This is a genomic window from Lysinibacillus sp. FSL H8-0500, assembly GCF_038051955.1.
In the GTDB taxonomy this organism is placed as follows: Bacteria; Bacillota; Bacilli; order Bacillales_A; family Planococcaceae; genus Lysinibacillus; species Lysinibacillus macroides.
Genome location: NZ_CP150292.1, coordinates 4,323,300 through 4,345,831 on the forward strand (window position 1 = coordinate 4,323,300; position 22,532 = coordinate 4,345,831).

The window sequence follows — 22,532 nt, forward strand, 5'->3', positions numbered from 1 at the left end:
TCAAGTGACCTCGAAAAAATCCGAACGAGAGTTAGCCAGAGCATAATTGATTAGATTAGATAATATAAATCAATTCATCGTGCTTTGTTTTTAAAATGGTATTTAAATCATCCCAAATTTCATCAAGAAAAGAATATTCCGACAAATTACGCACCTCTATTCCATAAGCTGCCTTTGGCTTTTCAATACGATACAACGATAATAATGCACCATCCTTCGCAAAGGAGCGATAGGAACGTAAAAAATCAGGTGAAATAGCAGGAATGCTTGATTTAACCTTTCGACGCCAAAAGCCCGTGCTGCGCTCCTTTTCACGAATTAAACTATTAAAAACATTTGCGACCAATACATCTGAATCACTTAAATGCCGAAAATAAATTTTAGTTATTTTCTCCGCTTCCGAAGAATAGTAGACAAATCTATTTTGTAATTTATTGAAAAAGGGAGATGTAATGGGTTCCTTTTTATGACTTATGTAAAGCAACTCCCCTTGCTCCATTGGTGTTAAATGATCTAATCTTTTTTCATCCATAAAATCAATCCAACATAATTGCTTAGACTCTGCTGATTTTTTAATAAAGTGGGGAACCTCTTCGTCCAATACATATTCAAACTGTGTATGCATATTAAAAGAACCATCGTCATAGGAATGCTTTAACAATAGTAAGTGATGCAGTGGTTCAAGTGCAGCTGCAAATTGCGAGAATTTTAATCCGCTAAAAATAACAAATTTATCGACCTCATTCATATGCACATAAATATGATACATAAAATCATCAGCTGACTTTAATTTTTTAGCCACAGCCATCACCCCATTCTTCACTACATTATAAGTCTAAACACAGATTTTTGAAACATTTTATGTGATTTGTCGTCACAACTATATACGCAGGCATAAAAATGGTTTTTGCGTTATAATAGGAACGTTACACATGCACTTGCATATGAAGTTTTAGATTACTCAATAAACATAAGTAAATGTAATATATTACATTTGCTTATATTGAGATACTATTTTAATTTAGGTGGCTTTTATGGAAAATAAACGAAATTTCGCAAATCGTTTTGACTGGACACTTGCTTTTATTCTTTTCACTTTTCTAGTCATTAGTTTGTTAGCTATTGCCTCTGCCCAAACATCTGGTCAATATGGTATCAACTATGTGCCTAAGCAAATACAATGGTATGTGATTGGTATCATTATTATTAGCATCGTCATGTTTTTTGAGCCCGAGCAATATAAAAAAATGTCATGGTATATGTATGGTGCAGGAATTGCTTTATTAGTATTGCTTATTTTTATGCCTGAAGGACCAAATCAGATTGGTCAACCTGTAAATGGTGCAAAAAGCTGGTACCATACACCAATTGGGAATATTCAGCCCTCTGAGTTTATGAAAACTTTTTATATCTTAGCACTCGCCCGACTTATTAGTAAGCATCATGAGGTCCATTCATTGCGTTCAATCAAAACCGACTTCCTACTATTAGGGAAAATCTCTGTAACATTAATCGTACCATTGGCGATTATTTTGCAGCAGCCTGACCTTGGTTCGGCACTAGTATTCTTTGCTATTACTGCGGCACTTATCATTGTAGCAGGCATCTCTTGGAAAATCATTTTACCAGTCTTTTTCGGCGGTGTTGTAGCAAGCGGTGCACTCCTTTGGATGGCACTGTATATGCAAGATTTCCTAGAAACAACATTAGGTTTTAAAACATATCAATTTGCCCGAATTTATTCTTGGCTAGACCCATATTCCTATTCCTCTAGCGATGGCTATCATTTAATAACATCGTTAAATGCCATTGGCTCAGGTGAAATTTTTGGTAAGGGCTTTAGAAACCGTGAAGTATATGTTGCCGAAAACCATACTGATTTTATTTTTACAGTTATTGGCGAGGAATGGGGCTTTATTGGTGCAAGTATTGTTATTTGTATGTTCTTTTTATTGATTTATCATTTAACAAAAACAACACTTTTATTAAAAGACCCCTTCTCAACATATGTATGTGCCGGCATTATCGCGATGATCACCTTCCATGTCTTCGAAAATATAGGAATGACTATTCAGTTACTACCGATTACAGGTATTCCGTTACCATTTATTAGCTATGGGGGAAGCTCCTTGATGGGCAACGCCTTAGCTATCGGTCTTGTCTTTAGTATGCGATTCCACTATCGTACGTATATGTTTACAACCTATGATGAAGATGAATAATTATAGAAAAAGGGAAATCTCTTTACTAGTAAGAGACTTCCCTTTTCTATTGTAAACGAGTTAAGCTTGAACTTGCGGAGTCTGTGTTGGTGGTGTCAGCACTTTTAAAAGTTCTAGTCGAGACTTTGTTACAGTGGCTGTTACACCCAACTTAGATAAATTCGAAACAATCTTTTTCAAATCTACTTCTTTCCTCATACATTCCACCTCAATCTTTCCTCGATTTTATATAACGTATCATTTACAAAAAAGTTTCATTTTTTTAGAGTATGATGTCTGACAAATTTATCATACCATTTAACTCGCCTTTAAAATTTTTCATTTTTGTTACAATGTAAATGTTTCATCACTACCCACAAATGTATACTACCCTAAATGATGCTCATTTATGCATCCTCAACAAATTTAGCTATTCTATTTATCTCTTCCATTCCTTGTAATAAGGAGAGTAAGAAGGGTAGAATAGACATATTGAATTATTGTATGAAAGCAGGGGACTGTATGAAGAAGGCAATATTATTATTAATGTCTGTTCAATTCCTCGTTTATTTAGGGTTTGGCATTATTATTCCTGTCTTACCAGAGGTGATTGTCCAGCAACATTGGGCTGATCTCCATGTTGGTGGTTTATTGACAGTATATTCACTTGCAAGCTTTTTCACCGCTCCATTTTGGGGCATGCTGTCTGATAAAATAGGACGTAAACAGCTGATTTTAACAGGACTAATTGGTTTTAGTCTTAGCTTTGTTATTTTTTCATTATTTATAGATAATTTAGCTATTTTGTATGTTTCACGTATTATAGGTGGTTTATTTTCAGGAGCACTCTATACAGCTGTAACAGGCTTTATTGCAGATATATCTAATGAGGAAAATCGCAATAAATATATGGGCTTTATGGGCATGTCCATTGGTCTTGGCTTTATTTTTGGACCTGCAATCGGAGGAATACTTGGTCACTATAGTCTGCAATTACCCTTTATTGCTTCTGCCTCATTAATTGCACTCTTATTTATTTATGCAAGCCTCGTCCTAAAAGAACCTGATAAACGAAAAGATTCAAATAAACGTGCTATTGTGCCACCTGGTGCTAGAAAAATGCTGCAATACCGTGTACGTTATTTATTTATATTTTCCTTTTTAGTAACCTTTATGCTTGCTGGTGTTGAGGCGACATTTCAACTATTTCAAATCGAGAGAATTCAAATTACACCATTACAAATTGGCTATTTGTTTATGTTTAGTGGCTTTGTGGATGCAGCCATTCAAGGAGGCGTCGTTCGACAGATAAAAAATGGCAGCGAGACAGCTTGGCTAATTGGTGCACAAATTATTACAGCTATTGGAATGCTGTTGTTTACACTGACAACAAGCCTATTGATGGCTGGACTAGCCCTATGTGTCTTTACAGCTGGAAATGCACTTGCTCGAACTTGTGTTGTATCACTGTCTTCAAAAGAATCAGGTGGACAATATGGTACAGCTGCAGGGTTATCTTATTCGATGGATAACCTAGGGCGTATTCTTGGTCCATTATTTTTCACTTGGTTATTTACAGTACAAACAAACCTTGGCTACTATACATCAGCAGCTATAGCTATTTTTTCAATAAGTCTTATTTATCTGTATAAAGCTTCCCGAAAATCTTTGCGCTTTGAAGAAGCACAAGAATGAAGAAGAAATATCGAATAGCTTCTTTCCTGATTTAAAGTAGGCTATACTTATATGTTGTGAAATACAGTAAAGGCAGGTGTAGGAATGAGCATTTTTACAGATGTACAATATTTAGTACCGTTAATTTCGCTTTTTAATATTTTAGCAGCCCTGACCATCATTTTTTTAGAACGTAAAGATGCTACCTCTACATGGGCATGGATTCTCGTACTATTTTTCTTACCACTCGCTGGATTTGTTTTGTATTTATTACTGGGGAGACAACTACGAAAAAAGCACTTATTTCGTTGGGAAGGGCGTAAGGATATCGGGATTGATAACCTTATTAGCTATCAAACAGAAGCGATTCGAGAAGAATCCTTTGAATTCCGCATTGCTAATGCTGAGAATTATCGGGAAATGATTTATATGCATCTGAAAACAAATAACGCTGTATTAACACAGGACAATCATCTCGATATTTTTGATGATGGAGCAAATAAATTCGAACAGCTTCTAAGAGATATCGAAGCGTCGAAAGATCATATCCATATTCAGTATTATATTTTTCGTCTCGATGACTTAGGTACACGTATTGTCAATGCACTTATTAAAAAGGCAAAACAAGGTGTGAAGGTACGTCTTCTGTATGATGAAATGGGTTCACGCAATGTGAAAAAGCGCCATTTTAAAGAATTACTAAATGTTGGTGGTGAAGTAGAAGTATTTTTCCCATCTATTTTCCCTCTTCTTAATCCCCGCCTTAATTTTAGAAATCACCGAAAAATTGTTGTCATTGATGGTAGAATCGGCTATATTGGTGGCTTTAATGTTGGTGATGAATACCTAGGCTTACAAAAGAAATTTGGTTACTGGAGAGATACACATTTGCGTATCGAAGGTAGTGCAGTTCATCCGCTACAAACCCGCTTTTTACTAGACTGGAATCAAGCAAGCGCACATCAGAAAATGGGTTACTCAGATCGCTACTTCCCTGCTATTCCGAAAAAAGGGAATGTAGGTTTACAAATTGTATCCAGTGGACCAGATTCTGACTGGGAACAAATTAAAATCGGTTACTTAAAGCTTATTAATATGGCACAAAAATATATTTATATTCAAACGCCTTATTTTATCCCAGATATAAGTTTTTTAGATGCTATTAAAATTGCTACATTATCTGGTATCGATGTCCGCATTATGATTCCCAATAAGCCCGACCATATGTTTGTTTATTGGGCTACTTATTCTTATGTAGGGCAGTTATTACGGGCAGGCGCAAAGGTGTATATTTATGAAAAAGGCTTTATTCATGCCAAAACGATTATTATTGATGACGAAGCATCGACTGTGGGAACAGCGAATATTGATGTCCGAAGCTTTAGCTTAAACTTTGAAGTCAATGCCTTTATTTATGATGCTACTATCTCGCATCAGCTTGCTGAGCTATTTGAAAAGGATATTTTTGATTGTACAGAATTAACATGGGAGATGTACAAAAATCGTTCATCCCTTATTAAATTTAAAGAATCTATTTCGCGTTTATTAACACCTATTTTATAAATCAAAAAAGGGAAGAGAGCTGCACGCTACTCTTCCCTTCTTTTATTTCACACCTAAATATTCTTCTAATGTAATATTTTTCATAGTAATCTGTTTTGCGATATCCTTACCAACATAACGATAATGCCAAGATTCATACATATAGCCTGTAATATCCTCTTTATTTTGTGGGAATCGTAAAATAAAGCCATACTCTGAGGCATGTGCAAATAACCATTGCCCTGCTGGTGTTTCTCCAAATTCCTCTGTTAGCCATAGATCCTCTTTGCCACGCTCTCCAATATCAAACGCCAGACCTGTTTGGTGTTCTGAATAACCAGGTCGAGCACTATAACGATCTGCTGCTGCTTGTCCATCACGCTGCACATAATTGTTGTATAAGGTTGTTTGATATTCAAATGAACGATAACCACTAAAGGCAACCAAATCAAAGCCCTGCTGCTTGGCAGCCGCTAACATTTGATCTAGTGCTTGCTTTGCTTCTGGATTTTCACCAGGTGCAAAGGTAGAGGGTAGTGGATAAATTTTATTTGCTAATAAAATATCATTGATATAAGTCGGCTCTGTTGGTAGCTCTTGATTTGGTAAATAACCATTTTCATCCGGTTGCTGCTCTGGCTCAGCAGGATTTTCAGATGTATTTTCTGGCTCATCTAATGTTGGAGTCTCAGTTGATTCGTTTGGTTCTGTTATTTTAGGTTGCTCATTCGATGCAATATTTGCTTGATTATTTTTATAGTTATACACTACAAAAATAGCTACGATTAATGCTATGGAAATAAAAGCACCAATGATAAGTGGAAGATGTTTAATTTTCACTATTTATGCCCCTTTTAAAAATATCAGGTACGAAAAGGATGATAGGCTCACTACATAACAAGAACCCCTTCCACACCTGTTTTATTATTTACTAGATCCCTATATTCTTATTTTAACACTATTCATATTTTTAGGTGCAAATTCCTACATAAATATTTAAATTAGTTTGTAAAAATAATAATCAATACGACAATAGACGCAATCGAGAAAAAGATTGCCATATATTTCATCCACTTTGCCTCTTTTATATAACCCTGCTCTTCAAAGCTTTTTGCTCGAAATCCATTCGATAGCGCAAACATAATTGTCATCGCTAGTACAGCAAAATTAAAATTCCCTATTATAATAAAGACAAGTGCAATAATACTAAAAATTGCCACTAAAATTGACGATAACCATTTTCTGTTTAGCATGGTGTCCTCCTAAAAAAATCGAGGCAATAGAGGCGCCTCGACATAATAACTAATTTATGATGTTGCTTTTTCGGGATGCTCCGAATAATATTTACGTCCAATATATGTTTGAAGAATCAGCAATGCACCACTGACAGACCAATACAGAGGCAGTGCAGCCATAGAGGACATCGAGATAAAGACAATCATAATTGGTGAAATATAAATAAACATTTTCATTTGAGCCTTTTGTTGCTCTGGTACCGTCCACAAAGATACACGTGCTTGAACAAGGTAAACAATCCCTGCAATAATCGTCATCGTAATATCTGGTGATCCTAAACTAAACCATAAAAACTCATGTGATTTCACATCCGCAGAATATAAAATCGAGAAATAAAGACCCATAATAATTGGCATTTGTATTAACATTGGTAAACAGCCCATATTCAAGGGGTTAATGCCATGCTTTTGATAAAGAGCCATCATTTCTTGTTGGTACTGTGCTTGCTCTTCTTTCGTCTTCGCTTCCTTCATTTTTTTCTGAACGGCTTCCATTTCAGGCTTAAACGCATCCATCTTCGTTTTCATTAATTGCTGCTGGCGATAGTTTTTTAACATAATCGGCATTAGCACTAAACGAATTAGCACTGTGATCGCAATAATTGCTAAACCATAGCTTCCTGAGAAAATATCATGCCCAAAAAATTCTAACAAAAACTCCATAGGTTTTACAAAGATACTATAGAAAAAACCTTCTTTGTTTTCCACAGCTTGACAACCGCTAAGAACAAAAACAACAAGCCCAAGCATTGAAAATAACTTTAAATTTTTCATTTTTCCACCTACTATTATTTATCAACTACTGTGAAGTATACCTTATAGGTTCTAATTTTATCAAATAGCAAGTGCTACTATTTTCCTTTGTCAATGCTTCCATATTCTATGAGCAAAAAAGATGCGAGCCTTAGCATTGCTAACCCATTCGCATCTTTTCCGTTTTTATGTTTAAGAATTATACATTTTGTAACTCTGCCTCCGTCATTTCAAAACGATAAAACTCATGATGAAGCTCATCTCTAAAATGCTTAGGGGTAACACCTGTGTATTTTTTGAAGATACGTGTAAAATAGCTTTGATTACAGAAGTGGAATTGGTCAGAAATAGAAGTAATGCTTTTGTTTGTATGTCGTAGGTAGTATTGTGATTCTTCTACACGTCGAACATTTAGATACTCAACGAGTGTAATACCTACATGTTCCCTAAAAATACGTGATAAGTGACTAGTGCTTATATGAAAGTGATTGGCAATACTTTCCACAGTTAAATCATTTTCTAGTTCGTCATTTATATACATAATTACTTTATTGACTGTTTGATGTCGGAAAGTTGGCTGTTTGCGGTCTGCAATAAAGTAGACAAAGAAATCAATTAGATCATCCGCAAATTGTAGAAATTCTGCATCTTTCATCTGATTTTCAATCATATCGTTACAAGCAATATTAAAAGCAAATGCCTTCTTTGCAGGTACTTGATTGTCTAGCAATTTACGGGCAACAATTGATGATAAAACAGAAAAATAACTTCGTACAATTTTAATGACCTGCTTGCCAAAACGTATTGAGAGAATATCAATTAATTCATGTAAAGATTTCTTAGCTTTTGCAGATTCTAAATGATAAATCTCAAAAATTAATTTCGACTCAATATTAAAAAATTCTTCGACACCGATATATTGGTTAATATTATCGATTTCTTGGAAGTATCTTTTGGATATCGTTTCTGACATAGAATGTTGATGTAGTTGCATAATCTTCCCCATCTTTCCTCAGAGTACACGAATTGATTAACAATATTTGACATCAATCTCGACGAATTAAAAATAAGAAAATAGTATTTACTTATTTTCCATAAGAACTGAGACCTATTTCATAATTCTTTTATAGAAAATAGCTTAAAAATACCCCGACTAAAACACTAGATTTTTAAAAAATAGACTATACAGTGAATATTACCATATTCTGCGATTTCCTTTCAACCACATTTTAATTGTTGCTCTAGTTCTAATTTATCACATATAGATCGTAGAATCCTTATAAACTTATTCCTAACAATTAGATTTTACCATATACCTATTAAAAAAAATTAGTTATTAAATAAATGTATTTACAAATTATACAAAACATAATACATCATTTTATTCAATCTATCGACATTTTTCTATTTCATTCCTAAATCTTCTCTATATAATTTATATGAATATGTAGTAAAATAGATGATAATACTATTTTTAAAAGTTTAAACGAGGTGTTTAACGTGGATCCAAAGCAAATAGAAGAAATTATGGATATTATTAAAGAGTTCTTCCCTGAAAATACTTCCATTGCAATTTCTGATACAAACGAATATTTATATTACCAACCAAGCAAAAAAGTTGATTTAAAAATTAAACCCGGTGACCCTATTAAAGAAGGCTCAGCAGCTCACAAAGCACTAAGCTATGGTCAAAAAATCAGCTCTTATATTGAGCCTGATGTTTTCGGTGTAGCCTATTATGGTATGAGTATTCCTTTAATGGAGGAAGGCGAAATGAAGGGAGCTATTACTGCTATCTTCCCACAAAAACCATCAGCTTTCTTAACAAACTATATCACAATCAAAATTGATGATTGCTGGTATCCAATTCAACATGATCAAGTCATTTATTTAGAAACACAACTCCGTAAAACATTTGTTAAAACAATGACTCGGGAAGGCTATCATCGTTTAAACCTAAGTGATCTGGAGTTATTTTTAGCGCCCGATTCATTTATTCGTTGTCACCGCTCTTATATCGTCAACATTGACTATATTGATGAAATTCAACCAGATTCTCACTCAACGTTTTTATTAATTATGAAAGACGGTACACGTATTCCAGTTAGTCAACGCTATGCAAGCTACTTCCGTCGATCTTTAGGCTTCTAATTTTTAGGTACAGCGAGCAATTTTTGTGAATTGTTCGCTGTTTTTTTGCTAAAATAAAGCTGCTTTCTATATATTAACGGTTCTTCATTAACAATTTTTACATAGGATTTATGTAGAAATCCTCTAAATTTATACAGCTCTACAATAAAACGTTTTCTCTGTCGAAAAATCATTTTAATGCTCGTTTTTTCTTTTTTTACTTAATTTAATGCTATTCATAGAGTTTTTGTGACCTTTTGGTGATAATATTATTCAAATGGTTGGAGTTATTCTACAACTGAAGAAACAGAAAATTCCGAAAGGTTTTTCTAGCTTTATAATTCGGTTTCCATCAAAATTATTTAGGGGAGGATTTTTTTATGGATGCAAATGTTCAAAAACGCCTAGGTTTAAAGGAGCTTGAAGGTAAAATTGTTACTGCTGAAGCAGCAGCGGCACTTATTTCTGATGGTGATGTAGTGGGGATGAGTGGTTTTACTCGTGCTGGGGATGCAAAAGTAGTTCCTATGGCATTAGTAGAACGTGCTAAAAATGAGCAGTTTAAGATTGATGTTTATACAGGTGCTTCTTTAGGACCTGAAGTAGATAAATACTTGGCTGAGGCTGGTGTAATTCGTAAGCGTGGACCATTCCAAGGAGACGCTGGCATTCGTAACTTAATTAACTCTGGCGATATTTTATATGTGGATGCACATCTTTCACATAACGCTGAATTAGTACGTCAAGGTATTATTGGACCAATTAAATATTTAATTCTTGAGGCTGTGGCAATTACAGAAGATGGCGTCATCGTGCCAACAAACTCTGTAGGTAACTCACCAATTTTTGCTGAATATGCTGAAAATATTATTATTGAACTAAATATCTCTCATCCAGAAGCATTAATCGGTATCCATGATATCTATGTACCAGCAGAGCAAGGTGCTCGTGAACCAATTCCAATGACAGATGTACAACAACGTATTGGTGACATCGGTATCAAAGTAGACCCTGCGAAAATTAAAGCAATCGTTATTTCTGAAGAGCCAGATGCTCCTTCACTAATCGTACCACCAGACGAAGAAACACAAACAATGGCGAATATTTTATTAGACTTCTTCCGCGATGAAATTAAAGCAGGTCGTTTAACAAATAGCTTAATGCCATTACAATCTGGTGTAGGTTCTGTTGCTAATGCTGTATTAGATGGCTTTGCAGATTCAGAATTCGAAGATTTAGTTGTTGCTTCTGAAGTATTACAAGATGCAGTATTCAACTTAATTGATGCAGGTAAAGTAAAATTCGCTGCAGCAACATCCATTACACTTACTGAAGAATTACAGAAAAAAGTATATGGCAATTTAGAAAACTATGCGGATAAAATTTGCTTACGTCCACAAGAAATTTCTAACCACCCAGAGCTTATTCGTCGTTTAGGTCTAATCTCAATCAACACAGCGCTTGAGTTAGATATTTATGGCAACGTAAACTCTACGCACGTATCAGGTACAAAAATGATGAACGGTATCGGTGGTTCAGGTGACTTCGCACGTAATGCTCGCCTTGGTATTTTTGTTACAAAATCATATGCAAAAGGCGGCGCTATTTCTTCTGTTGTTCCAATGGTATCGCATGTTGACCATACAGAGCATGATGTAGATGTTATCGTAACAGAGCAAGGAATTGCAGATTTACGTGGCTTAGCACCAAAAGAGCGTGCAAAATTAATTATTGAAAACTGTGCACATCCAGACTACAAAGAACAGTTATGGGATTATTACAACCGTGCTGTTGAAGCAACTGGTGATCAGCAAACACCTCATATTTTAGAGGAAGCTCTCTCTTGGCATGTAAACCTTGCTAAAAATAAAACAATGAAGCAAAGTGTACCTGCACAAGCTTAATACCACACGTTACTGCCCCCACTATGTAAAGTAATGGGGGCAGTAGTATTAAGTGGTGAACTCTATTACGTAGAACAACTCATTCATGCTTACATTTAAAAGTCTCAGGGAAAATCCTCAGGCTATATTCCTTGCCTTATCGCACCGAAAATCCTCGATATAATACTTTTCAAATCATTCACAAGCAAGCCCCATACCATACCAAACACTGAAATATAATTTTAGTTGCTCCTTTATTACGCTTCTTTATATGTAATTATATAACCTATACTGTAAAAGACTTTTAAGCACCACTATAGACTATTAGTGGTATTATTGCTGACGGATACCCTATTATAGCAATTTAAAATCTCTTCACTGATTAAACTACTACCTTAGACTACGCGCTACAAAGCCATTTTTTGTATTCCCTCCTCTTATAAAAAATAACCCTGAACCCTATCAATTAGTGCGAAAAAATCATTGACGGTTTTATTTTCAACACGGTGAATCTCTTCCTATAGATTATATCTTTTTTATATTTAAAAAATGGTATAATCAATTATTGAGAACTATTATCAAACGGAGGCTTGCTATGCGAAACTTTATCTATGCAATTATTTTCTTTTCATTTTTTGACCTTTTCACTCAGCTTCCTGTTATGAGTACATATGCCGAATCCTTAGGTGCATCAGCGTTCCTAACAGGTTTAGCAGTAGGTATGTATTCATTATCCAATACATTTGGCAATATTATTTCAGGCTTTTTAACAGATCGCAAAGGGCCCTTTATTATTCTAGTTTTAGGTCTTTTTACAACAGGACTTTCATTAATACTCTATAATTTAGTAGAAGAACCTATTACCCTGCTAATCGTCCGTTTTATTCATGGGCTTGTCGCTGGCTTTATTGTCCCTGCTGCCTTTACGTTTTTAGCAAATGCTACTGTGCAAGAAAAACGAGGCAAAGGCAGTGCCGTTTCTGGAGCATTTGTTGGTATTGCAGCGATCACAGGCCCAGCATTTAGCGGTATTTTAGCTATTCGAACAAGTGTCCCTTTTGTATTTAATGTTACCGCAAGCTTTATGCTGCTATTAGGCGTTCTTGCCTTTTTTATGCTGAAAGCCAAACAAATAAAAAAAGAGAAATCAACATCTCATCCATATATTCCAATCAGTGTATTTTTTAAGAATGCGGGAACACTCAAGGCATTTTTAGGAGCCTTCTTTTTAATGTTTTCTCAAGGTGTCATTGCCTATCTATTGCCACTGAAAGTACACATATTAGGCTTTGATTCTCGTTTAAGTGGAACATTAATGAGCACATTTGGCGTTGTCGCTGTACTCGTTTTTCTGTTACCTACTAATCGGATCTTTGATAAAGTAAATCCCTTGAAAACATTATCCTTTGGTATAGGCTTAATGGGACTAAGTCAATTGTTAATTAGCCAAGCAAATGCTAGCACACTGCTCTATATAGCAATGGCTTGCTATGGAATCGGATTCGGCTTTCTATTCCCGTCTGTCAATTCCCTATTAATAGACTCTACTACTGCCGAAATACGAGGAAAAGCATATGGCTATTTCTATGCATTTTTCTCTTTAGGTGTCGTTATAGGCTCTTCATTAGTAGGCTGGTTATCATTGGGTGTTGTGAGTGGCTTTATCTTTACAGGCATCGTATTATTACTTTTTGCCAGTGTGCTCCTTATCCCCTACAAAAGACCTTCTCATGCTTAAACGAGAAGGTCTTTTTGTATTGAAAAGGATACCATCAATAGCAGAAAGAAAGCTTTGTTTAAGCAAATGGTGATTGCTATTATGCTATTGCTTCATGTTTGTAATAACGGAAATACCTCAAAATAAGCTTTTGAATACGTGCCTTCTTATTTTTCTTTTTCCTGAATTTCTTCATTATAGAAATGGACACCTGTATGACCTCCACCTTCAGCTACCATTTCATTTGAAGCAATTTTCGTTGGTGAAGTACCAGCCTCTGTTGCTACCTCTGCTGCTACTCGTTCCACAACCCGATCATCCATATCAGGCTGAGGTGTAAGATACGATTCTACTTTGGATTTCATGCTATTAAACATCGTCAATGCTTTATCACGATTTTCTTTTTTACTTAAATAAGATGCTGCTAAACTCGCTAAACCTACAATTACAACACCTGTTCCTTTACGTTTTGCCATCATTTATTACCTCCTAAAAATTTAGAAACTAGCTATGTAATATAGGTTTTCCCTATTCTTAGAAGGCTAAACATTATTTTTTCATACCTCTCGCCTATATACATATATGGTCTAAAAACTCTTTTCTTTTTTCGAAATTTTTCAACTATTTATGATTAAAGCGTTAAAAGATGGGGAATAAATGCATTAATACTAAATTAGGAGTGTGATGATGATGAAGAAATTTGATTTAGCTTATGATTGGGTAGATATGGCTTCATTAATTGGTGGTGCTGGTGTTTTAACATTACTCATTTATAGTGTCACTTTACTGTAAGGAGTTGCTCAAATGATTTGCACAGTATATTAAAAAGGCAATCCGCTTTTCCAATAAGCAGATTGCCTTTATTTTATTGTTTTACATCATTATATGCGTCTGATTTCTCAAATGCTGCCACTACATAAGAGCAAACAGCCTCCATTTTATAGTCTTTTTCACGTGCATAATCAGCAGCTTGATCAAGCAATTGCTTAGCTACTCCTTGACCTCGTAGCTTATCGGATACATATGTGTGATCCATGATCATTACTTGTCCTTTTTGCTGCCAAGTAATTTCTGCTAGCTTTTCCCCTTCTTGCACATTCAAAAAAGCAAATTCATTTTCCGCTAATTGCTGTAATTGAAATTCCATTTCTCACCACTCCTTTTATCCATAGTACCATAGCTTTTTATATTTTCACAAAATTTATGTTTATGCTTAAGTGAAAAACATGTGCCACTGTCGCGCAAAAAAAAGAATCCGCTATTTTACTCTAATTTTTGAGTAAATATAGCAGATTCTTTTCTATCACTATTATTTAAACCATGAAGAAACAGTATCTTTTAAATTAGCAAAGAAATTTTTCACACTTGCCCAAAACCCATCGTCTTCCATAAGTGAGCCAAATTTTTCTTGAATGGTGTTACTAATATCATTTAATTGCTCAGACCATTTACTAAAATCAATATCAAGCTTACTGATTTTATCCATTAAATCAACGAGTAATTGACGATCTTTTTCACTTAAATTAATTTCAAGCTTATTTAATTGCTCCTGTACGATTTTTTCTACATCTTCACGAGTAGCAGGCTTTAATTCAGCAATTTGCTTTTTAATTTCTGTTAGTAGCTCTGCGACTTTCGCATCGTCTACCCCTGCTGATTCTGCAATAGATGTTGCTACTGATAACTCCTCATTTGCTACATCTGTACGCTCAATATCGAGTGTTTCACCTGTTGTCACTTCATAAGCCTTGTAAATCCCTACTAATGCTGAATGCCCTGTCACAGCTTTTGGTGCAGCTACCTGTACAGTTGCATCCTGAATGCCTGCTGTTAACATTGCATTAGCATACATTTCTGAGGTTACTTGTGTAATATTGGCTGGTGTAACAATCTCTATTACTAAACCCTCTCCTGCATCTCTACGTGTAATTTTTGCAGAGGAATACATACGAGAGCTTGCGTTACTATCTTTAATATATTTAACTAAATCCTCACCTGATACAACAATTTCTTCAATTTCAGGTTCTTCACTTACTTTTAATGATTTTTTAACTGATTCTTTTTCAGCCTCAGATAAGTTTGCGCCATATACTACAATGGGTGCACCTAGTTTTTCATCAATTGCTTTTGGAGGTGTATTATCAGCCGCAAAACCTGTTGCTGGTGCCATCACTCCCAATACCAACATTGTAGCTGTTAGTATTTTGATCCATGTCTTTTTCAAATTATGGGACCCCTTTCGCTAAAAACTCATATTAGCCTAGATAATATATTGACATTATACAATTATTAGTACGAAAAAAAGACGAGAAGGTTTCAAGAATATCTCTCGTCTTTTTTTCCTGTGAGCCATGCTTACGCTAGTCTATTGCAGTCTGACTTTCTGCTATACTTCTTCAGTCCAGCCATCCTGTTGTTTCACCTTACCAGTCTTCATCAGTGTGCCTAAAGCACGCTTAAACGCACCCTTACTCATATTAAACATTTCTTGAATTTCTTCGGGTGAGGATTTATCACCAAATGGCATTTTTCCACCAACATCTCGAAGATAATTCAAAATTTGCTGTGCATCATCTGAAAGACGCTCATGCTTACGGGGTAAAAGGGAACCATTCATTGAGCCGTCTTCTTTTACATCGATAATACGTACCACGATATCTTGTCCAAGTCTTGGTTCAGCCTTACGCTCTGTTTCATGAACAAAAATACGATAAGGATTATCTACACCTAGTAAAAATGAGCCAATTGGCAACAGACGGTAAGGGCGTGCTAAAATATTTTTATTGTGCATATCCTCAAAAGCACCCTCATATAGCTCCGAAATTTTTTCCTCTGTTGCTAAACGGCCAAATAAATCACCGTTACGATCCGTACGTAATGTCATAAATAAATGATCACCTGGTTGTGGCCACACCTCTTTTAATGCAGGTAAATCCTCTGCCTTTACTAATACCTCACGAGATGTACCAATATCCACATAGGCTCCCTCACGCTCCATTACTTTTAACACGCGTGCCCAACCATATTCACCTTGTGTAAAAGCTGGAATAGCAGTTGTAGCGGCTAGATCGCCACGGCGATCTACAAATAAAAATACTTCAAGGCGGTCACCTATTGTTAGTGGCTCTGTTACCTCTGAAGCATTTAAAGGGAGCTCTTCCACTCCGTTTGTTAGAATCCATTTTGATGCTTGCTGCTCTAATACTGTTAATGTCACAACTTCACCTGATTTTAATATGCTCATATTGTCTTCCTTTCCTTTACACCATCATATTGAAAAAATCCTCAAAGGTTGTGCTGTGTCTTAGATGCCTCTAATTTTTTCACGATGTCTGGATTCTCTTCCATTACTTGCACAAGATCTGCAATACGATCGATTGAATTCCAACTTAAATGATGTTCAATTCCTTCCACATCATCATAAATACGTTCTTCATCTACACCAATCATTCGTAAAAACTGCTCGAGCAATTCATGGCGCTGCACAAGACGTTTGCCTAGCTTTTCTCCTTTAGACGTCAAAGTCAGCCCACGATATTTTTCATAAACTAAATAACCATCTTTATCTAATTTTTGAACCATTTTTGTAACAGAAGAAGGAAGAACAGATAATGCTTCAGCAATGTCAGACACTCGTGCATAGCCTTTATTGGCAATTAATAAATAGATTTGTTCGATATGGTCCTCCATACTAGGTGTTGGCATATCCTTTCCCCTCTCTTTCCTTTTCTTACTCTCTAGTTTACTACAAGCTTGGCTTAAAAGTTAACTGAAAATACATATGCTAGAAAAACACTTCTTGTAGCACTAAAAAAGAGCCTCTTCCCTTAAGAAGAAGGCTCGATTTTATGTCGAGGATGCTTATTTACTACATGTAATGCATGAATAATCTCTTTGTTGATACGTTCAATATTTTCAGGAGTATTCATTTCTCTAAATGCTTCATCTCTAGTTTCCATAGACGTAACATACTTACTTGGCAATGCATTTAATGTAAACGCCACCGTGTCAAGCTCGCAATTTTTGCATTTACAAAATGTTTGATATTCTGGTCCTCGTAGCAAAAAGCTTACTAAACCACGCACAATTTCTTCTGTAACATTTACTAAAATAGGATCTGACATATTCAAACTTTCGCCTCATTTATATTGAATTGTTACATTACTCTTAAAGCTATAATAGCGTGTCGAAAAGTCTTTTTCAAGAATCGCTAGTAGCATCTATATACGTAAAATTTATAGTGATAAACAAGGATTAAAGTTCTATATACACTTATTAAGTCACGCCTTTTTAACTAGTTTTTTCACTTTGATTAGTCTTAAGGAATTAAAAACAACGATTAATGTAGCACCCATATCCGCAAAAATTGCTATCCATAAAGTTAGCCATCCTGGAATCACAAGCAATAACGCAATTAATTTTAAAACTAGGGCAAATATAATATTCTCTTTAATAATGCGTAATGTTTTTCTGCTTAAGCCAATTGTATATGGAAGCTTTGTTAAATCATCACCCATTAAAGCAATATCTGCTGTTTCGAGGGCCGCATCTGTTCCAGCACCGCCCATAGCAATCCCAACATTTGCTGTAGCCAGTGCCGGTGCATCGTTCACACCATCTCCAACCATTGCTACTGCACCAAACTGGGCATGCATGTCCTTTATGGCCATTAATTTTTCTTCAGGTAATAAACCAGCATGCACATCTGTTATCGCTAAAGACTTAGCAATGGCCTGTGCAGTTGGCTCTGCATCACCTGTTAGCATCACTATATGCTTTACTTTTAAGGCATTTAATTTTTGTAATACATTCTTACTCTCGTCACGCACTTGATCCGCAATACCCATCAATCCAATAAGCTCGTTTTGACAAACAACTGCGACTACTGTTTTACCTTGTTTCTGTAGTTGCTGCACCTGATTTTCTATACTTTTATCAACTGTTGCTAATGTAGCCATCCATGTCATACTTCCTACATAAATGATGTGATTGTCAACAGTAGCATAGGCTCCCTTCCCTGTTACTGATTGAAATTCTGTCGGGATAAGCTCTGGTAAGTTTTTATTATGCAATAGATTTAAAATAGCTTTAGCTAGCGGATGCTGTGATTGTTTCTCTACTGCAGCCACTAATTGCAACACATAGTCCTCTGACCAACCATCCTTTGTTAAAATATCTGTTACTGCTGGCTGCCCTTTTGTTAATGTCCCTGTTTTATCAAAAGCAATCGCCTCAATATGCCCTAATTGCTCTAAATGAATACCACCTTTAATAAGAACCCCTTGCCTTGCCGCATTGCCGATTGCTGTTACAATAGCTACGGGTGTAGAAACAACAAGCGCGCAAGGACATCCTACTACTAAAACTGCTAAACCTTGATAAATCCAATGTTGCCAATCCCCTACGAGCAAAGGTGGAATAACAGCTACTAACAAAGCCACAATCATAATAGCTGGTGTGTAATATTTAGCAAAACGATCTACAAATTGCTGAGAAGGGGCCTTTTCTGCCTGCGCTTCTTCTACTAGATGAATAATTTTGGCAATCGTTGTGTCTTCTACTCGCTTTGTCACACGGACTTCGAGTGCACCCTCTTCATTTAATGTACCTGCAAAAACTTCATCATTGACTGTCTTGTTGACTGGAATCGACTCGCCTGTAATAGCTGCCTGATTGACTGCAGAAATGCCGCTAATAACAACACCATCCATCGCAATTTTTTGTCCTGGCTTAACAATTAGAATATCACCAATCTCAATATCCTCTGTTGGTAACTCAAGCTCATGAAAATGCTCACCATGCGCTCTTTTAATAATAGCTGTTGGCGGAGTGATATCCATTAATCCCCGAATGGATTGTCGTGCTTTATCCATCGAATAGGCTTCAAGTGCTTCACTAACAGCAAATAAAAACACGACAACTGCTGCTTCTTCCCATTCACCGATAATTGCAGCACCAATAATCGCAATGGTCATCAATGTTTTCATATCAAATTCAAAACGGGCTAGATTACGAAAGCCTATTTTAAAAATACCAATGCCACCTACAAGAATAGCAACAATAAACATTCCTATCGGTAGCGGATGTGTCTCCTCATGTAGGGCAGCAAATACATAGCCTAACATTACAAATAATAAAGAAATTCCTGCTAAAATATTTTCCTTTTTACGGTAAAAAGGTGTAGATCGTTCAAGCGCTCTTGCTGCCGATTCGGTTACCTTAATGCCATCAAAGGCACCTGCTTCTTCAATTTGGTCTACACTAATAGCGCCGATTACTGTAATTTTAGAAGCACCAAAATTGACCTGTGCATCCTGTACTTCTGGAATAGCCTTTACATTTTTCTCGAATTTTGCTGCACAGCTTGCACAGGATAAATTTTGTAGCCTGTATTCTTGTTTAATTGGCGTTGCTGCCATTCGCAATCCCCTCTTTCGCATGTTCATAGGCAATAGTTACAATTTGATATACATGCTCATCCGCTAAAGAGTAATATATTTGCTTTCCTTTACGGCGTGATTTCGCTAGATGATGGTCCTTTAAATAACGCAAATGATGTGAAGCTGTGGCGACTGATGAACCAATAACAGCAGCAATATCGCAGACACAGAGTTCATCTTCTAGTGTTAAGGCATAGGCAATTTTCAACCTTGTTTCATCTGATAATGCTTTTAAAAATTTAGCAACACCCGATAAATCTGGCATTTGTCGCTGTACCCTTGTAACTGCTTCTTCATTTATCTGTGTTGTTTCACATACTTCCTTTGACATCCGCTCACCTCATTCAAATACTCATTTGATTGTATTCAATGTAACATATTACCTTATCATATTCAAATGAATCTTTGAATGTTAGGGATGGATATCCTAGTACTACAGCCATAAAAAAAGATTAGCGCACTGTTGTACGCTAATCCTTGGTTATTGTGCTTTTAGTTGCAAAGTTTTACCCTTTATATCTTCTTTCCTTATAAACGTTTCATGATAATTACCATGCACCCAGTCCAATACTTGATCTTGATACCAATCAGATTTTACATGACCACTTTGCCCTGGACCAACGATATGATGGGCTGAGCTTAGATCATCCATATCCACCACAAAGCGCCAAGATGCTCCATGGTCCACATTTCCTGCTAAATCATTGTCTGCCGCCTGTACCGTAACCTTTGAGCCGCCGATGGCAACCTTTTTAGCATCAAAATAGGCTGCAAGAATTGGTGATGCACTTCCTAATGTATGATTAAAGGTAAGTTGATGGAAATCTCCCCACTGCCATTTTGATGCGTTTTTTCCAAATTGCTCTTCTAATTGTGCAATGGTTAACTCAAAAGCTTTATAAACGACTGCATCGACACCATCTTGCTCCTCCAGCCAAATGCTTTTCTTTCCTGCATATGCTGTGCGCAAAAGCTGATCGGTAATATTAAATTTACCCTTCATCAGAGAATACATATCTCGTGGCATCTGATCTTGAAACAATACTTCCTGCAACTTTATCATAAGTGTATGAAAGACAAGTGGTGCACCCGCTTCCTTAGCATCCACCATATCCCAATTTTCAAGCAATGCTATTATTTCTGTATACTTTTCATCCTGATCCTGTGCCTTTATGGAGGTTAATAAATTTGGTAAAAACTCTCTTGCATACAGGTTATGCTGATCCATTTGTAAATTCATCATATCTTCCACTGTAAGAGCATTATTCGCCTCAAGCACTTCCTTAATACGCTCAAAACGATAAGGCTGTGCCCAAAAATCAGTTATATGATAAGGATATTCCTCTCCTATTACTTTATTGTTGGCAGTTGCAATAAAGCCTTCCTCTGGATTCACAACAGTAGGAAGCTCATCCCAAGGAATAAAGCCCTCCCATCCATAATCACTAGAATCACCCGGAACTGGTAATTGACCATCCCCCTGCTTACGAATAGGAATCTGACCATTCGCTTTATAGGCTATCGTACCATCATGTGATGCAAATACAAAGTTTTGCGCTGGCGCTTTAAAATCTTCTAGTGCCCTTTCAAAGTCATCCCAAGATTTCGCCTTATTAAAGCCAAGCACTGCCCTTAGTTCTGCGGTAGGCTGTAGTGCCGTCCATTGCATTGAAAATTTTGCTGTTGGCTCCGTCTCCTTGAAAGCTAAATCTGTCATAATTGGGCCATGACGTGTAACAACCACTTCAAAGTCTACGGTTTCGCCATCTTTTACCCTGATGGGTTCATCGCGTATCTCTGCTTGCTCCCACTGCCCATCATAACGGAATTGTGTTGGATTATCTGGATTCGGTATTTCAATATATAAATCCTGTACATCAGGACCCACATTTGTAACTCCCCATGCAATATCCTCATTATGCCCTAAAATAATACCAGGAATCCCAGCAAAAATAACACCACTCACATTTTGCTGAGGTGATTGCAGATGCATTTGATACCAAATGGAGGGCGTGCTTAACCCTAGATGTGGATCATCTGCTAAAATAGGTTTTCCTGATTTTGTTTTATCCCCAGAAACAACCCAGTTATTACTCCCATTAAATTCATTTGGTAGTAACTCCACATTAAATTGCCCTACCACTGCCACAGGATTTTTGATATTGGCCTCAATGATCGACGAAGCATTTTCAGGGTATTTCATAAATAACTCTTTCGCCTTTTCTTCTTCAAAGTTTTGTAATGCCCAATGACGGAAGGCTAATATATTCCAATTTCCGCCTAAATCATAGGCCATATATTTACCAATTGTTAAGGAATCAATAACTGTCCATTCCTCTGGCTCATAGCCTAGCAAAGTAAATTCATAACTTAGGGTATTGTTTTCCTTCGCCTGTGCAATAAAAGCATTTACCCCTTCAGCATACCACTCTAGCACTTGTTTACTTTCTGCATCATAGGCAGCCAATGATTTTTCAGCTGCATCTCGTAAGCTAAATGTACGGAAGTGTTTGTCTGAATTAATCGTTGCCTCCCCGATAATTTCAGACAAGCGACCACTTGCCTGTCTGCGTGCTAAATCCATCTGAAACAATCGATCCTGCGCTTGAACATAGCCTTGTGCACGATATAAATCAGCATCTGTCTCCGCAGAAATATGTGGAACACCTTTGTCATCTCTTGTCACCGTAACATCCTGCTCTAAAATACTCACCGTTAACTCGCCAGCAATAACTGGTTTTGATTCATTCATAAACCATGTAAAGCCAATAAAAGCTACGATTGCTATAACTGCTAATACTCCAGCAATAATGAGCAGCCACTTTTTCCATCGAAACTTTCTCACCCTATACCCCTCCTTTTTGCACTATATTCCTATACAGTCTCGCTAAATCCTT

21 protein-coding genes are annotated in these 22,532 nt (G+C 36.3%); 6 read left to right on the top strand and 15 right to left on the bottom strand.

Annotated elements, in window-relative coordinates; genetic code table 11:
- Positions 1–55: 55 nt before the first annotated feature.
- Entirely contained in the window at positions 56–808 is a 753-nt protein-coding gene (locus MHB44_RS20785) for a hypothetical protein (protein ID WP_341300693.1), read from the bottom strand.
- A gap of 226 nt (positions 809–1,034) precedes the next feature.
- Here MHB44_RS20785 and MHB44_RS20790 point away from each other — a divergent pair, with 226 nt between their 5' ends.
- Complete coding sequence (locus MHB44_RS20790; RefSeq protein ID WP_341300694.1) at positions 1,035–2,222, top strand: FtsW/RodA/SpoVE family cell cycle protein; 1,188 nt, start codon at positions 1,035–1,037, stop codon at positions 2,220–2,222.
- Positions 2,223–2,282: 60 nt separating this feature from the next.
- Here the strand turns inward: MHB44_RS20790 and MHB44_RS20795 are convergent, their stop codons facing one another.
- A complete protein-coding gene (locus MHB44_RS20795; RefSeq protein ID WP_164908744.1) occupies positions 2,283–2,420 on the bottom strand; it encodes an Lmo0850 family protein in 138 nt (45 codons plus the stop codon).
- Between the two features lie 303 nt (positions 2,421–2,723).
- Between MHB44_RS20795 and MHB44_RS20800 the strand changes: the two genes are divergently transcribed.
- Both MHB44_RS20800 and cls read left to right on the top strand, forming a co-directional pair.
- Entirely contained in the window at positions 2,724–3,896 is a 1,173-nt protein-coding gene (locus MHB44_RS20800; protein ID WP_341300695.1) for an MFS transporter, read from the top strand.
- Between the two features lie 84 nt (positions 3,897–3,980).
- Positions 3,981–5,438, top strand: a complete 1,458-nt coding sequence (gene cls, locus MHB44_RS20805; RefSeq protein ID WP_341300696.1) for a cardiolipin synthase — start codon at positions 3,981–3,983, stop codon at positions 5,436–5,438.
- Between the two features lie 42 nt (positions 5,439–5,480).
- On the opposite strand, the gene MHB44_RS20810 is transcribed toward cls, so the two are convergent.
- The 4 genes from MHB44_RS20810 to MHB44_RS20825 all read right to left on the bottom strand — a co-directional run bounded on the left by MHB44_RS20810 (position 5,481) and on the right by MHB44_RS20825 (position 8,459).
- The gene (locus MHB44_RS20810; RefSeq protein WP_341300697.1) at positions 5,481–6,257 is read right to left on the bottom strand and encodes a M15 family metallopeptidase; all 777 of its coding nucleotides are present in this window, start codon (positions 6,255–6,257) and stop codon (positions 5,481–5,483) included.
- Positions 6,258–6,418: 161 nt separating this feature from the next.
- Complete coding sequence (locus tag MHB44_RS20815; protein WP_053996950.1) at positions 6,419–6,670, bottom strand: hypothetical protein; 252 nt, start codon at positions 6,668–6,670, stop codon at positions 6,419–6,421.
- Positions 6,671–6,724: 54 nt separating this feature from the next.
- On the bottom strand, positions 6,725–7,486 hold the full coding sequence (yidC, locus tag MHB44_RS20820) for a membrane protein insertase YidC (RefSeq protein WP_341300698.1): 762 nt from the start codon (positions 7,484–7,486) through the stop codon (positions 6,725–6,727).
- 178 nt (positions 7,487–7,664) lie between these two features.
- Positions 7,665–8,459, bottom strand: a complete 795-nt coding sequence (locus MHB44_RS20825; RefSeq protein WP_341300699.1) for a helix-turn-helix transcriptional regulator — start codon at positions 8,457–8,459, stop codon at positions 7,665–7,667.
- A 506-nt stretch (positions 8,460–8,965) separates the two neighbouring features.
- On the opposite strand from MHB44_RS20825, the gene MHB44_RS20830 reads away from it, so the two are divergent.
- The 3 genes from MHB44_RS20830 to MHB44_RS20840 all read left to right on the top strand — a co-directional run bounded on the left by MHB44_RS20830 (position 8,966) and on the right by MHB44_RS20840 (position 13,216).
- Positions 8,966–9,616: a LytTR family DNA-binding domain-containing protein gene (locus MHB44_RS20830; RefSeq protein WP_053996948.1), complete on the top strand. Its 651-nt coding sequence runs from the start codon at positions 8,966–8,968 to the stop codon at positions 9,614–9,616.
- Positions 9,617–9,975: 359 nt separating this feature from the next.
- Positions 9,976–11,499 carry a succinate CoA transferase gene (locus tag MHB44_RS20835; protein ID WP_341300700.1) on the top strand — a complete coding sequence of 508 codons (1,524 nt, stop codon included), beginning with the start codon at positions 9,976–9,978 and terminating at the stop codon, positions 11,497–11,499.
- Between the two features lie 574 nt (positions 11,500–12,073).
- On the top strand, positions 12,074–13,216 hold the full coding sequence (locus tag MHB44_RS20840) for an MFS transporter (RefSeq protein WP_341300701.1): 1,143 nt from the start codon (positions 12,074–12,076) through the stop codon (positions 13,214–13,216).
- Positions 13,217–13,362: 146 nt separating this feature from the next.
- Here the strand turns inward: MHB44_RS20840 and MHB44_RS20845 are convergent, their stop codons facing one another.
- The 9 genes from MHB44_RS20845 to MHB44_RS20885 form a co-directional block, all read right to left on the bottom strand.
- On the bottom strand, positions 13,363–13,674 hold the full coding sequence (locus MHB44_RS20845) for a hypothetical protein (RefSeq protein WP_341300702.1): 312 nt from the start codon (positions 13,672–13,674) through the stop codon (positions 13,363–13,365).
- Between the two features lie 386 nt (positions 13,675–14,060).
- Complete coding sequence (locus MHB44_RS20850) at positions 14,061–14,342, bottom strand: GNAT family N-acetyltransferase (protein WP_341300703.1); 282 nt, start codon at positions 14,340–14,342, stop codon at positions 14,061–14,063.
- Positions 14,343–14,504: 162 nt separating this feature from the next.
- Positions 14,505–15,419, bottom strand: coding sequence for a DUF1002 domain-containing protein (locus MHB44_RS20855; protein ID WP_341300704.1), 915 nt, complete (start codon positions 15,417–15,419; stop codon positions 14,505–14,507).
- Positions 15,420–15,581: 162 nt separating this feature from the next.
- The gene (locus MHB44_RS20860) at positions 15,582–16,439 is read right to left on the bottom strand and encodes a S1-like domain-containing RNA-binding protein (protein WP_341300705.1); all 858 of its coding nucleotides are present in this window, start codon (positions 16,437–16,439) and stop codon (positions 15,582–15,584) included.
- A 41-nt stretch (positions 16,440–16,480) separates the two neighbouring features.
- Positions 16,481–16,900 (bottom strand): transcriptional regulator MntR, encoded by a 420-nt coding sequence (mntR, locus tag MHB44_RS20865; protein ID WP_053996941.1) that lies wholly within the window; start codon positions 16,898–16,900, stop codon positions 16,481–16,483.
- A 122-nt stretch (positions 16,901–17,022) separates the two neighbouring features.
- The gene (locus MHB44_RS20870) at positions 17,023–17,325 is read right to left on the bottom strand and encodes a late competence development ComFB family protein (protein WP_341300706.1); all 303 of its coding nucleotides are present in this window, start codon (positions 17,323–17,325) and stop codon (positions 17,023–17,025) included.
- Positions 17,326–17,475: 150 nt separating this feature from the next.
- On the bottom strand, positions 17,476–19,614 hold the full coding sequence (locus MHB44_RS20875; RefSeq protein ID WP_341300707.1) for a heavy metal translocating P-type ATPase: 2,139 nt from the start codon (positions 19,612–19,614) through the stop codon (positions 17,476–17,478).
- A complete protein-coding gene (locus MHB44_RS20880; RefSeq protein WP_341300708.1) occupies positions 19,595–19,966 on the bottom strand; it encodes a metalloregulator ArsR/SmtB family transcription factor in 372 nt (123 codons plus the stop codon). The genes MHB44_RS20875 and MHB44_RS20880 overlap by 20 nt, the downstream gene beginning before the upstream one ends.
- A gap of 150 nt (positions 19,967–20,116) precedes the next feature.
- Positions 20,117–22,480: a penicillin acylase family protein gene (locus tag MHB44_RS20885; RefSeq protein WP_341300709.1), complete on the bottom strand. Its 2,364-nt coding sequence runs from the start codon at positions 22,478–22,480 to the stop codon at positions 20,117–20,119.
- Positions 22,481–22,532 lie beyond the last annotated feature (52 nt).

Bases quoted from the DNA above. Each gene is read 5' to 3' on its own strand.
- MHB44_RS20785 (WP_341300693.1), bottom strand. From the start codon at position 808: ATGGCTGTGGCTAAAAAATTAAAGTCAGCTGATGATTTTATGTATCAT.
- MHB44_RS20790 (WP_341300694.1), top strand. From the start codon at position 1,035: ATGGAAAATAAACGAAATTTCGCAAATCGTTTTGACTGGACACTTGCT.
- MHB44_RS20795 (WP_164908744.1), bottom strand. From the start codon at position 2,420: ATGAGGAAAGAAGTAGATTTGAAAAAGATTGTTTCGAATTTATCTAAG.
- MHB44_RS20800 (WP_341300695.1), top strand. From the start codon at position 2,724: ATGAAGAAGGCAATATTATTATTAATGTCTGTTCAATTCCTCGTTTAT.
- cls (WP_341300696.1), top strand. From the start codon at position 3,981: ATGAGCATTTTTACAGATGTACAATATTTAGTACCGTTAATTTCGCTT.
- MHB44_RS20815 (WP_053996950.1), bottom strand. From the start codon at position 6,670: ATGCTAAACAGAAAATGGTTATCGTCAATTTTAGTGGCAATTTTTAGT.
- yidC (WP_341300698.1), bottom strand. From the start codon at position 7,486: ATGAAAAATTTAAAGTTATTTTCAATGCTTGGGCTTGTTGTTTTTGTT.
- MHB44_RS20825 (WP_341300699.1), bottom strand. From the start codon at position 8,459: ATGCAACTACATCAACATTCTATGTCAGAAACGATATCCAAAAGATAC.
- MHB44_RS20835 (WP_341300700.1), top strand. From the start codon at position 9,976: ATGGATGCAAATGTTCAAAAACGCCTAGGTTTAAAGGAGCTTGAAGGT.
- MHB44_RS20840 (WP_341300701.1), top strand. From the start codon at position 12,074: ATGCGAAACTTTATCTATGCAATTATTTTCTTTTCATTTTTTGACCTT.
- MHB44_RS20845 (WP_341300702.1), bottom strand. From the start codon at position 13,674: ATGATGGCAAAACGTAAAGGAACAGGTGTTGTAATTGTAGGTTTAGCG.
- MHB44_RS20850 (WP_341300703.1), bottom strand. From the start codon at position 14,342: ATGGAATTTCAATTACAGCAATTAGCGGAAAATGAATTTGCTTTTTTG.
- MHB44_RS20860 (WP_341300705.1), bottom strand. From the start codon at position 16,439: ATGAGCATATTAAAATCAGGTGAAGTTGTGACATTAACAGTATTAGAG.
- mntR (WP_053996941.1), bottom strand. From the start codon at position 16,900: ATGCCAACACCTAGTATGGAGGACCATATCGAACAAATCTATTTATTA.
- MHB44_RS20875 (WP_341300707.1), bottom strand. From the start codon at position 19,614: ATGGCAGCAACGCCAATTAAACAAGAATACAGGCTACAAAATTTATCC.
- MHB44_RS20880 (WP_341300708.1), bottom strand. From the start codon at position 19,966: ATGTCAAAGGAAGTATGTGAAACAACACAGATAAATGAAGAAGCAGTT.